General features: G+C 35.4%; 13 protein-coding genes. 3 read left to right on the top strand and 10 right to left on the bottom strand.

From position 1 onward, the window contains the following. Position 1 precedes the first annotated feature (1 nt). The 10 genes from ASM33_RS03160 to ASM33_RS03115 all read right to left on the bottom strand — a co-directional run bounded on the left by ASM33_RS03160 (position 2) and on the right by ASM33_RS03115 (position 10,329). Positions 2-1,828: a phage terminase large subunit family protein gene (locus ASM33_RS03160; protein WP_110410400.1), complete on the bottom strand. Its 1,827-nt coding sequence runs from the start codon at positions 1,826-1,828 to the stop codon at positions 2-4. Further along, positions 1,825-3,399 (bottom strand): ankyrin repeat domain-containing protein, encoded by a 1,575-nt coding sequence (locus ASM33_RS03155; protein WP_110410603.1) that lies wholly within the window; start codon positions 3,397-3,399, stop codon positions 1,825-1,827. Before ASM33_RS03155 ends, ASM33_RS03160 begins: the two co-directional genes overlap by 4 nt. Before the next feature lie 52 nt (positions 3,400-3,451). After that, positions 3,452-3,958 carry a hypothetical protein gene (locus ASM33_RS03150; RefSeq protein WP_110410401.1) on the bottom strand — a complete coding sequence of 169 codons (507 nt, stop codon included), beginning with the start codon at positions 3,956-3,958 and terminating at the stop codon, positions 3,452-3,454. 22 nt (positions 3,959-3,980) lie between these two features. Then, positions 3,981-5,216: a DNA modification methylase gene (locus tag ASM33_RS03145; RefSeq protein WP_110410402.1), complete on the bottom strand. Its 1,236-nt coding sequence runs from the start codon at positions 5,214-5,216 to the stop codon at positions 3,981-3,983. Between the two features lie 258 nt (positions 5,217-5,474). Beyond that, positions 5,475-5,963: a crossover junction endodeoxyribonuclease RuvC gene (locus tag ASM33_RS03140; protein WP_110410403.1), complete on the bottom strand. Its 489-nt coding sequence runs from the start codon at positions 5,961-5,963 to the stop codon at positions 5,475-5,477. 1 nt (position 5,964) lies between these two features. Beyond that, positions 5,965-6,225, bottom strand: a complete 261-nt coding sequence (locus ASM33_RS03135) for an AAA family ATPase (protein WP_110410404.1) — start codon at positions 6,223-6,225, stop codon at positions 5,965-5,967. Positions 6,226-6,237: 12 nt separating this feature from the next. After that, a complete protein-coding gene (locus ASM33_RS03130) occupies positions 6,238-6,657 on the bottom strand; it encodes an AAA family ATPase (protein ID WP_110410405.1) in 420 nt (139 codons plus the stop codon). A gap of 106 nt (positions 6,658-6,763) precedes the next feature. Next, the gene (locus ASM33_RS03125; protein WP_110410406.1) at positions 6,764-7,453 is read right to left on the bottom strand and encodes an AAA family ATPase; all 690 of its coding nucleotides are present in this window, start codon (positions 7,451-7,453) and stop codon (positions 6,764-6,766) included. A 1,036-nt stretch (positions 7,454-8,489) separates the two neighbouring features. Beyond that, positions 8,490-9,170: a Clp protease/crotonase-like domain-containing protein gene (locus ASM33_RS03120; protein WP_110410408.1), complete on the bottom strand. Its 681-nt coding sequence runs from the start codon at positions 9,168-9,170 to the stop codon at positions 8,490-8,492. A gap of 322 nt (positions 9,171-9,492) precedes the next feature. Then, positions 9,493-10,329 carry a type IV toxin-antitoxin system AbiEi family antitoxin domain-containing protein gene (locus tag ASM33_RS03115; RefSeq protein WP_110410409.1) on the bottom strand — a complete coding sequence of 279 codons (837 nt, stop codon included), beginning with the start codon at positions 10,327-10,329 and terminating at the stop codon, positions 9,493-9,495. Positions 10,330-10,552: 223 nt separating this feature from the next. On the opposite strand from ASM33_RS03115, the gene ASM33_RS03110 reads away from it, so the two are divergent. The 3 genes from ASM33_RS03110 to ASM33_RS03100 all read left to right on the top strand — a co-directional run bounded on the left by ASM33_RS03110 (position 10,553) and on the right by ASM33_RS03100 (position 12,771). Then, entirely contained in the window at positions 10,553-11,044 is a 492-nt protein-coding gene (locus ASM33_RS03110; RefSeq protein ID WP_110410410.1) for an RNA polymerase sigma factor, read from the top strand. Positions 11,045-11,110: 66 nt separating this feature from the next. Continuing rightward, positions 11,111-11,932 (top strand): ATP-binding protein, encoded by an 822-nt coding sequence (locus ASM33_RS03105; protein ID WP_110410411.1) that lies wholly within the window; start codon positions 11,111-11,113, stop codon positions 11,930-11,932. Positions 11,933-11,949: 17 nt separating this feature from the next. Continuing rightward, complete coding sequence (locus ASM33_RS03100; RefSeq protein WP_110410412.1) at positions 11,950-12,771, top strand: AAA family ATPase; 822 nt, start codon at positions 11,950-11,952, stop codon at positions 12,769-12,771. Positions 12,772-12,787 lie beyond the last annotated feature (16 nt).

Below are 12,787 nucleotides of genomic sequence, written 5' to 3'. Positions count from 1 at the left end.
TTTATTTCTCGTGTAACCATTTGCTCTTTCTTATTTTTTCTGACTTCTTTTTACTTTCAGCTTTTTCACCTGCTAAACTATTCCAATTAGCTTCTTGCCACCTATCAATACCAAGGGCAATAGATGCAGCTCTTGCATAAATTCTACAATCAAGTGCCTCATTACGATCTCTTATTTTCTGCCACTCTTGCTTCGTATATCCTTTTACTACTTTGGTAATGAGTTGCTCTGCTGTGAGCTGTTTAAAATATTCAGGTGAGTACTCTGGGAAATGGCAATATCCAGCCTCCTCATTTTGCGAAATATTAAGCAATTGAAACAACTCTGACTTTAATATTGATACTCCAACAGGCCAGAGTTTCATTCCTCTGCGTAGTTTTTTCCCGCTAACTGTTATATCAACTCTACTTGGGCTATTGAGCGGAACAAGGGCTTTATTTATACCCTTAACTGCCATAACTCTGCCAGAGCCTTGATGGCTTCTCACCCAATTATATACTTCTTGAGTTGCATACCCTGCATCAACTGCCATCATACTGATTGTGTATTCTACTCCATGTGGCCCAAGAAAGTGATGATTCAATAACTCTGATAATTTATTCCAAACAACTTTGGCCCCAGGATCTCCTTCAAATACCTGATAATCAATTGACCAGCTCTTTCGACCTTTTCCCCAAGCTACAACTTCTACTTCTAATCTATCTTTTTGTACATCAACTCCAGCAGTGAGAACTACTTCTCCTTCTGGTATTGTACCAATAGTGTAAGATTCTCTACGCTCAAAAAGGTGTTTCCAGTCTGGCACTTCTCCTCTATCAACCCAAGTTTCTCCCAGCACTGTATTTATCCAGACTTTTAGTAATTGTTCGTTATCTTTACTATGCAAAAATTCCGCTACTGCTTGACTCCAGCTATACCATCCAACTGGACTGTAAAGACTTGAAATATGAAACCCTGCTGTCTTTCCATCTTTTGTTGAATCAGTAGCTCTCCACTCTCCCTTTGCAAGCATATCTATTTTTTGATGGTTTTCTATTTTGCCTTTGCATTCTATACAAACATAATGTGCTGTTTTTGGATCATTGTTTTCCCACTTTATTTGTGGCCATTTTAATACTTGATAATAATTGCACTGTGGACAAGGAACAAAGAAATAACGTTTATCAGAACTTTCAAATTCTTTTTCTATTCTGCTGATGCCATGGACAGTTGGTGTTGAAACCAAAAATATCTTGCGACGCGTAAAAGTATTAGTTCGGGCTATGCTGAGGAGTACTGGATCACCTTCTCCACTTGAATCCCCAGGATAGGCATCAATCTCATCAAGAAAGAGATATTTTACCGGCATAGAACGAAGGCCTACACTGCTATTTGCGCCAGTTATTACTACAATCCCACCTGGAAATTCCTTGCTTTGTACAGTATTACCTGAATCTCTTGACCTTGGATCTTTTACTTTATCTTTTAAACATGGTGTATTTTCAATTAAAGGCGCAAATCTTCCTTTGGACCAACGTTTTCCCATTTCAACAGTCGGCTGAACAACTAGCATAGGACCTGGAGTTTGATCAATAATATAGCCAATCCAATTATTCCCAGCTTCTGTGCCACCAATTTGTGCACCTTTCATAAATATCACTTTTTCAACTGGGGAAGATGGCGAAAGTGAATCCATTACTTCTTTAAGATAAGGAGTTCGCTCAGTTCTCCATTTACCAGGTTCTGATGACGCAGTTTGTGAAAGCACTCGATATTCATCTGACCACTCTGAAACTTTGAGTAGTGGATCTGGCTTTAATCCTGCATAAAAGGCTGTGGCATAAATCATTTTCTACCTCTGCTTTCTGCAAGTTCCTCTAATTCATCTATTTCTAATTCACCCATCCCTCTTGCCTGCAATTCTTGAGTTTCAATGTCACTTGAAATAGTGCTTGCACTTTCGCTTGTTTTCTCACTTTCTAGCTCAATGGACATTTTTCTTTGAAATTTCTCTTCTATATATCCTCCAACCAGTCCACTCGTTACTATTGCTACTGTAAGCGCAACTATTCCTACTACTACTGCAAATCCTATATTGGGGTACACTACTACAAACGCTACTGCGCACACGGTAACAAAAACATATATAGCGCTTTCGCATGTTCTTATTCTATTGTCTGCTATTCTTCTCTCTTCCAAATATTTATTACTTAATACATGGAATGTTGGAAAGTTATCCTGTTTTCCAAATAAAACTATATCCTTTTTCTTGCTTAATAACTTAATTAGTTTTATATCATTCATTATTATTGCGTACTGAAAAACATCCGTAGCATCCGCCCCTTCCTTCAGTAGCAATTTTACTGCATTGGTATGACCATTCTTTGCGGCAAGATATATTGCTGATTCTCCACTTTCATTTAACGCATCTATTTCAACCCCTTCATCTAAAATACTATCTATAAGTTCTGCATATCCTTTCCTGGCAGCTAAATGAAGTAAACTTTCTTTTTCTTTTCCATATTTATTACTTGCTAGAACCTTTGCTATATCTAATCTATTTGCTTCTTTTGCATAACAAAATGGTGTTTTGCCGTCCTCATCTTTAATCAGTGGATCTATATCTTCTCTGGTTAGCAGAATCTCTATGGTTTTTAATCTATCTGCATAATGTAGCGGAGTTTTATTTTCATAGTCTTGTAAATTGATTTCAGAATTTGATGCATTAATTAAACACTTTACTATAGAAAGGCATAAATTCCTCTCATCGTAATTACTGCTACTTACTGCAACATGTACAGGGGATAATTTCATTGAACCTTTGCCGCTACCAACTGTATTGCTACTTGCTCCAAGGTCCAGTAATAATTTTACTGCCTCAAGCCTCTTGTTATTTACTGCATAATGAATTGGAGCATGGTTTCGGCTATCCAGAATATCTTTATTTGCATTTCCTTGCTTTACTAAGACTTCTATAACTTTTTCATGTCCCATTCCAGCGGCAAGATGTAGTGGAGTATGCAGAAGAGCGTTTTGTACATTGGCATCAACACCCATATTTATCAAAAACCTTACTGCATCTATTTCATCCATTACTGCTGCTAAATGAAGCAAACTATCTTGCTCTGACCCATATTTATTATTAATTAGAGCTTTCAATACCTCCTTCTTTACAACATTTCTTGCGTAATCCAGCGAGGTTTTACCTTCGTTATCTTCAATTAGTGGATTTATGTTTTTCTTGGTAAGCAGCAGTTCCACTAAGCTCAGTTCATCCAGTTCAATAGCACAGTGTAATGGAGTCTTTCCACCTATTCCTTGAGCATTAATGTCAACTTCAGATTGGTTTATTAAACATTTGATTATTTCTAAGTATATCAGTTTATGTTTGATGTACTCAGATGAGATTGATGTACCCATGTTTTTTTCCTGCTCTTTACGTTTCATATGAATGCGCTTTTTCTTCATAGACTTATGTATTTGGGTGAAACTCTTTGGATAAGCTTTCCAGCGCTGTTTTGATCTCTTTTGTAAGTAGCTCATGAATCTTTTTAGCATCAGTTATAGGTCCAAGAAGTTCTGATACTCTATCTGGAATGTTAAGTAGATTATTTCGAACAACTCTTGCGGTATTAAAAGCCTCACGTTTTACTTCTTCTATGGAAACTAATTCACCAATTTCAGCTTTAGCCTTAGCTTCCAGTAACCTACCACGCTCCATTTCATTTTTAATTCTGGTTTTAAGGAGCATGGTTGAAAGCTCGCTAGTATTTTGTCTACCATCACCGTCTTCACCGTTTTTTCTTCTCAGTGGCTGGCTTGGATCACGAATTGTTTCAAGTGCTTCATTTGCTTGTTCTCTATTCACCATACCACCTTCAAGTTCTACAATTCCTTGTTTCACTAAATAAGAGACGTATTGCTTAGAAAACCCTTGTTCTCTTGCCCATTCTGTTTGTGTTATTTTTTCTCCTTTCATTTTTTCTTTTTCCCCTTACTTTTTATTCTTGCATTGTCTCTTGTTGAATTTGTGCGAAAGTCTTGCCAGAGCTGGAAAGAATAGGATCTCTACCCGTGTATACTTGCCAACGTTTTATAGTCACATCAACATATGCAGGATCAAGTTCAATTGTTCTACATATTCTGCCTGTGCGCTCACATGCAATCAAAGTACTGCCAGAACCGCTAAATGGATCAAGTACTATATCCCCTGGTCTACTGCTATTTATTATTGCTCTTTCCATTAACTCAACTGGCTTCATGGTTGGATGTAATGAGTTATAAGTAGGTTTGTCATAAAACCATAGATCACTTTGATTTCTTCCTCCATACCACTGACGTTTACTTCCATCTTTCCAACCATAAAGTATTGGTTCATACTGTCTTTGATAATCAGATCTCCCAATAGTAAAATGATTCTTTGCCCAAATGATAAATGTTGACCAACGTCCTCCTGCTTCTTCAAATACCTTCTGCAACGTGGCAAGCTCAGATGATGATGAACAAATGTAAATTGCTCCTTTGGTATACGCTAAAATGTGAGAGCAAATGTTATAGAGGAACAATTCGTATTTTTCACCTTGATCATCATTAAGCATTTTTCGATCATCTCTTTCCTGGCTAGCACCATAATCAACGTTATAAGGAGGGTCACAAACGGTAATGTCAGCCATTTTGTCATCTAAAATCGCTTTAAATGAATCAACTACTTGACTATCACCACAGTAAATTTTATGATCACCTAAAATCCATAAATCTCCTGGTTTTGTGACTACTGACTTGCTTTTACAACTGTGTTCATTTAAATCAGCAAGATCTTTTTCTTCCTCTTTGTATTCATCATCAAGAAAACGTTGGATTTTTTCCAGTTCAAACCCAGTGAGCTTTAGATCAAAATTTAAATCTTCAAGATCCTGGAGTTCAAGTTTTAACAGATCATCATCCCACTTCGCCCAGTTAGCTGATTCATTTGCTAACAATCTAAATGCTTTGATTTGTACATCACTCAAATTATCACTGAGGACCACAGGGACACTCTCCATGCCAAGCTTTCTTGCTGCTTTAAGGCGTAAATGGCCATCAACCACTGTACCATCACTTTTTGCAACTATTGGAATGCGAAAGCCAAACTCACGAATAGACGCACACATTCTGTTCACCACAACGTCATTTTTTCTGGGGTTACGGTCGTATTCGATTAGGTTCCCAATTGGATAATACTGAAGTTCTAAATTCACGATCCTAAGAAATTAATAAAATAAAAAATTAGTAAAGTAGTTAACATTCAAAATAGTTCTAACGCTAGGAAATGCCCGGACCCTTCGCCACCCACGCGAGTTTTATTATGGAAAGGACCCGTAAAATCGGTTAATATACAAAGGTTTTTTCATTATTATAATTAATTTATTCATTTATATTACTTCCTATTTAAAGTTATTACTTAATAATCCAAGATATTATTTCTAGTGTGGGTATATATGATTATGTTTCAATATTTAAGGATATTTATTTATATCTTCATGATTAGAATTGGAACTGAAATTCCTCTGTGCAAAAAACATAATAGCCAGAGCATCTGCCTCGTTATCATCTTGAGGTACAAATCCTTTGTTTTTCACAGCTTCAATTACTTCTGCCTTACTTGCATTGCCCTTACCGGTGATAAAGCGTTTAATAGTCTTGACAGGTACACCTTCATATGGAATACTATTTTCCTCACACCAAGCTGTTAAATGTGCTAGAAATCCTCCATAGCAATGGGCAGCATCAGTACCAAGATGTCTTCTTACCTCTTCAAAATACACTGCAGAAATATTTCCAAGCTTTTGTTTCAAAGAATTAAGCCAACTACGAAAGTTTAAAAAGTGCATGCCACCACCGCTAAAACGATTACCATGAAAGCTTTCACTGCCACTATGAATTATTCCATCATGCAAAATAGCCCAACCAGTTTGTTTACCTAAATCAAGTGCTAAAATTGACATTCTATATTACAAAAACATTATCCTGATAACGCAGTAGGTGACTTGATTTTCCACAATACAGCATGCGTTCATCTTTGATCTCTTCTGATCTAGATAAAAAGCATACTCTATCGTTACATATTGCCATGCCTGAATCGTGCTCACATATTAAAACAGCACAATTTAATGTTCTTGCTAAATAAGCGCAGCAACCCTCCACAAACTGAAGGTGATAGGGATTCTTCTTATCTCCACCAAATAAATCTGAAGCTGTATCTAACACTAGAAGTTTTGGTTAAAATAGTTTAATATCTTCGAATAATTCATGAAAAAAAGGAGTAAGCTCTCCTACACCATTATTGCTAAAAGTCATCAACACATTGTCTTCTCCTGCTCGTGCTAGCATCTGTATTTGACTCTCAACCAAAGGCTCATCAAGCTGAAAAAGACGATTGATTGCACGTTGCTTACGTATCAGGTCTTCTCTCTCATCTTCACAAAATACTCCATATGCCTTCACTCGCTTAACATCCATATTGAGCCATGGTTTGCCGATAATAACAGCCGTCATTAATTGCTGAGCTAGGAGGGATTTGCCAACTTCACACTCGCCTTTGAGAAATGATACTTCTCCTACAGCAAGCCAATCTTGTACTATAAATTCTTTTTCAGTAGGTAGATTATCCCATTTTAAAATGTCTATCGCATTTATCATAAAATTATTTAAATGTTAAAAAATCAAACTGGTAGTCTGTCTAGTATTTTAAAAATATAAAACACTCCATAATGGAAAATAACCCAGCCAGAAAATTAATTAATTGTCACTTTTGTTTGGAATCACGAGAGATGTAATTTACTAAATAGCTGCTACCTTCTTCATCCGGATAAGCATACATGTGAAACTTCATCGTATCGCGCCACACTCCTGTTTCTATTAACCCATGTTTACATAATAAAACAGCGCAATTAACTTTTCTTGCTATGTGAGCGCAGCACTTTTGAACAAATTGTTTAACATGAGAACTATTATTTTCATCTCCTCCAAAAAAGTCTGAGACTTCATCTAATACCACAAGTTTTGGCTGGAATAATCGAATATCTTTAAGCAGCTCTTCAAAGTAAGGAGTTAAATGGCCTACATTTTTGTCGTCGAAAACCATTAGCAAGTTATCTTTTCCTACTCGAGATAATAAACGAACGTTGTTAACCAGGCTAGCAAACTTCATATTCAAACAGTAATACCTATTTATAGCACACTGCCTAGTCCAAAGCTTTTCCTCACTATCTTCGCAAAACACTCCATAGGTTTTTATTCTTTTGATACGCTCCCCCAACCAAGGTTTACCAGTAGCAACTGCTGTGATCAATTGTTGAGCAAAGAGAGATTTACCGGCTTCAGGCTTACCCTTGAGAAATGAAACATTCCCTGTGTAAAGCCATTTATCTCGTAATACAAACTCTTTTTTTGGAGATAAATTCTTCCATTTTGAAAAGTCTACTGCATTTAACATAATACCATCTCAGAAATTTTAAACCTGCAATCCAAAGCAAGATATATATACCCGGCAAATCCAAAAATCGTCCAAAATTTTTTCAAGTTATCCATACCCATATCACAAACCTGCATGTATATATACCCGGTCTCTCGCAAAATCGTCCAAAATTTTTTCAGGTTACCCATACATATGTCACAAATGTGCATCCCGGTCTCTCACAAAATCGTCCAAAAAATTTTATAATCAAGGATAGATACACAACTTTTTTGTCCCCTCCATTTTTCCATAAGTTGAACAAGCTAGGTTCTAAGTCTCACTATAGAAGTTGATACAGCTGTCATGATGCCATTTACTGGGGTTTTAAGTGGTGCTACATACGTTTCTTGGGTGTAAGTGAATTATTTCTCTAAAAACAGATGAACTGCTTTAAAAACGCATTTACAGGCAATTTTGTTTCTTTACCTTTTCTTTCACCACTTAGTCTTCGCTTTTTGCATTCACCATTCACCTCTTACCCTTTAACACTCATAAATTACATTAGCATTACATATTGGTTATTATATCCCCGTTACCTTATTTTATTATTATTAATATTATATCGTATATATAATATTTACATATATTATATAATATATATAGATTTTAGGAAAGTGGGAAACAGGCTACTGTAGCGGGGTTTTATTGATTCCATACTAGCTGGATTTTTTGAGAATGGAAAGATAACATTTGTGTGTATTAAGTGACAAAAATAACAGAATTTCAATATCTTAGGTGTGCTATATCTTTATTCCCAAATGTCTACAATTTTTCTGGAAAGCGTGGAATTTGTAAAATATGGAAACCATTTTTGATCACAGGAAGGGGCTTTGAATTAGTAAAAATATTAAGCTCACTATATAATTTTCACAATAACGATAAACATAGAAAAACAAGAACTTTTACCTCTTTCCACCTGAGTTTTTAGGCAATTTTTATACGTGATGAAAAAACTAGCTTTTTATTTGCCATAATATCCAGAATAACAAGTGCTGAATTAGCTCTCTATTCATATCTAATCATATATAAATTTAGGTAAAGAGTTAAAGTTATAAGTGAAATTTTCTAGCCATGAAAGCTTCTCTTTTATCTTCTCTCTTGTGTCCTTTAGTTTCTTTTCAACCTCCTCCATTTCTTTTCTACATTCTGTAGTACTGACTTTACCTTCTTCCTCTAGCATTTCTATCTTATTCTCTAGGCATTCCAATTTGTCTACATCTTTTGCTAGCAGGTTAACTAAGTTACTTAGCTCTGGTTCTATTTCTATTTCCCCCAAAAAACCTTTGATATTCTTTAAAATAAGGAACAATATAAAAACATCTGCTTTATAATTTAACTCTGGTTGAGACATAAACACCACAACTAGCTTATTCATTGCCCTTTTTTTCTCTTCCTCAGAGCCGAGTTCTGCTCTCTTTAGTAGCACAAAGGTACTAATATTATGACGTAAAAAGTTGTTAGATTGTAGTTCTTTTTCCACATAATTTTTCATATGATTTGTTAACCTTAACTTTAGTTTTTCACACATATCAGGCAACAATTCATCTAGCTCTTCTAACTCTCTTAAATCTTTATCATTGAAAGGATGCGTAATTAAAGTAAGACGTCTGCACAATTTTCCAATGAATTCTAGTACCGCTGTTTTGTTAAAAGGATTATCACTATTGTAGAAGGGTTCCAATAATTTATCATCCATTGTTTTTTCTATTGCAGTAGCTAATTTGCTTAGTCGCCTAAGTTCTTCTAGAGTCTTTCCCTTAGCTTCATCTATAGCCCGTTTATAGAGATCTTGTTTATCCTTATCACCAAGAGATTCACAGTATGTCTTAATTGCTCAGGAGTTTTAGATAAAAGTTGCTGTATCTTCATGACGATCTCACCTTATGCTTCTTATGAAAGCAATTTCATGTCTCTTCGTCAAGCAAAATGTGAGAACTTCTCGGATACTTGGAGAACTAAAAGCAATCTGTCTGTAGATAGTTGTAAACTAAATCTAATTGTTAATAATAAGACCTTACTCAACTTGTCTTGGTTCTTGCCAAGGTCGACCATTCTTGAATAAAGCGTCTTGGTTCAACCTCAAGTATATCATTAATCAACAGTTTCCAACGATTTGCACGCTGACAATTATTACTACAACAGTCAGGACGCAAACAAATAAATTGTATTTTTCGTTTCTTTAGTTGCTGCTCAATAACTGATGCCATATTATGGTAACCTGTAAATTCAAGAATATATCCTAGTCTTTGTAGCACTGAGTCTGTCTTTTCATTTTTCACTACTCTAGCTAAAAGCTGTGGTTTACATTCTTTAGATAGGTCTTTTACAACTGTTGCAACGTTACTCAAGTAGCCACATGATGTATAAAAACGTACAAGATCCAGTAAAGTTTGCTCTCTAGTAGAAATCTTCACATACCCTGTTGGTAAAGTAATTTGTTCTTTTGCTGCGGAGGAACAATTCTTATAACAGTGAAATTCTATCATACCTCTCTCAAGTTTAATATTCCTTCTTGCCTTATTGGTAATTACTTGAAAAGACATAGGTTGTTGATGAGTAGCACCATACAAAGAAGCTGCACTTAAATGGCCTATGTAATAATCTTCTCCTAGATGTTGCATCAGAGAATCAATAATCCAATGGGGTGGCAATGATCCTAGATGCTGATATTCTGCAGGTACAATCATGAAAAAGTCCCCTATTAAACTCTTTACAACTCTTTTTTTAGCAAGTCTATAAGCTTGAAATCTAAATTGAGAAGGTGTTATCTTTAACTCTGATACAACCTCTTCTTTAGTAAAAAAGTACTTACCATTAGCTAAAGAAGATTGTATATAGTTACGCAAGTATTTCATAATCAAATTATTGCATATTCTGCAACATTTTGCAAGTAAAATATACAGCAAACTTAAAATTTTCGTTCAGTCTTATTTAAATTTAGAAAAGTCTTATATTATTTATTAATAAAACTGAAAAAATCTTATTTAATTTTTCATAATAGACAGAAATATCTTATTTAAATTCTGCGGAGTCTTGGAAAAATCATTATTCATATGCTTTTAATTATCGGAGGTTTGTATGAAATCAAAGAATTCTTATTCAGGTATTGATCCTATCATTGTTAAATACGTGAGATACCATGCTTATTATCTTAAATATATTAACTATTTTGCCCATGAGAGTCTTGAAGATATAGAGCAGGAACTTTTTTGTGAAGTTTTGCCTTTTCTTGATCAGTATGATGAAAAAAGAAGCAGTTATAATACTTTTATTGCCAAGGTCACTCAATGCCGTGCTCGCAATCTATTACGTAGTCAATCATCTGCAAAACATCAAATCACTTTTGGTGTAGATGATAGTCTACCAGACTGTAAACACCTTGAAAGTGGCATGATAGCACGTATTGATGTAAGTGAAATGATGTCTAGATTGCCAAAATCCTACAGGAACATATGCGAGTTACTTAAGATCTTCAACATCAGTGAAATTTCTAAAATGACTGGAATACCAAAAACGACTATTTATAACGTCATTAGGCAGATACGCAGCAGATTTTCGTCTTGTAAGTAAAAATATTTTGGACGATTTGTATGGGTCACCGGGTATATATATACGCACAATTAAATTGGTAAAAAAATGGAACTAATAAGTAGAACTGAAAGACTAAAAATGCAAACAGGTACTAAAATTGTAGTATTTGGTTCCTATGGCATCGGTAAAACAAGTCTTCTAAAGACCATAGATGAGCCAACCCTTTGTCTTGATTTTGAAGCTGGGCTTCTTGCTGTTCAGGATTGGGAAGGTGATTCTATCAGTATCCGTACTTGGAATGAGGCACGTGATATCGCTTGCCTTATAGGTGGCCCAAATCCTGCTTTAAAGGCTGATCAAGCATATAGTCAAAGACACTATGAGCATGTATCTAGTAAGTATAAAGAGCTTTCTTCGAAACTGTCTAAATATCGATGTATTTTTATTGACAGTATTACAATAGCTTCAAAATTATGTTTAACTTGGGCAAAATCACAACCTGAGGCTTTTTCTGATAAAACTGGTAGACCAGATAACAGAGCTGCTTTTGGTTCTCTTGCTAGTGAGATGATGAATTGGCTTTATCAGTTTCAGCATATTCCAGATAAAGATATTATTATAGTTGGAACACTCGGTCAGTACCTAGATGATTTCAATCGTCCAACTTGGCTACCCCAATGTGAAGGGGCTAAAACTGCTAGTGAAATCCCTGGTATTGTTGATGAAGTTATCAGCATGGTTGGTATCAAAAAAGATGATGGTACTGAGAAGCGCTCATTTGTTTGTCATACTCTTAATTCTTGGGGATACCCTGCTAAAGATCGTAGTGGCTGCCTTGATATGGTTGAAGAGCCACATCTTGGTAAGCTGCTTACGAAAATTAAAACCAAGTTTTCTACCGCCACTCAATTTGCTGCACACAACTAACTTTTGGAGGATAACTTATGACACAAAGCTTTTTAAACATCGATTTAAATATCGGTCAAAAAATTCCTTTTTTCAGTGTGAAAGAGTATTTGAATGATCAATCACCTATACCAGAAGACATCGTTCACCCTAGAATTTTAACCCAAAGAGGCTTATTAGTGCTAGGTGGACCACCTAAAATCGGCAAAAGTGATTTTCTCATTTCCTGGTTAACTTATATGGCAGCTGGTATTTCTTTTCTTGGCATGACTCCAAGTAGACCTTTAAAGATTCTTTATCTTCAAACTGAGATTGAATACCATTACATGAAAGAGCGCCTGCAGCAACTTCAACTTGACAAAGAACTTTTGGATATAGCTGCTGGTAACTTAATTATTACACCAAAAGTACAGCTGTCATTTAATCATGAAGAAATAAATGAAATAAAAGATGCTGTAGATAAGAAATCCTTCAGGCTTGACGTTATTGCCATAGATCCTCTACGGAACATCTTTAGCGGTGAATACGGTAATGAAAACGATAATAGTGCTATGTTACTCTTTCTACAAAAAACACTTGAAAAACTACGTAATGCTATTAATCCAGATGCTGGCATAATCATCACTCACCACACTAAAAAATTATCCAAGAAAATGTTAGAAGAAGATCCATTTCAATCTTTAAGCGGTGCTGGGTCTTTACGAGGGTTCTACAGTACTGGAATGGTTATGTTTGCACAAGATGAAGAAGGTGCTGCACGTCAAATAGTGTTTGAACTACGCAATGGTGAACGTGTGCCAAGTAAGACTGTCGATAAGTTAAATGGTCATTGGCGGCTTGTGGATCAATGGAATAGATAAATAAGGATTTTCAATC

The organism is Wolbachia endosymbiont of Folsomia candida, assembly GCF_001931755.2.
GTDB lineage: Bacteria > Pseudomonadota > Alphaproteobacteria > Rickettsiales > Anaplasmataceae > Wolbachia.
The sequence above is the reverse complement of the archived record's forward strand: the minus strand, read 5'-3'. Positions and strand labels throughout refer to the sequence as shown.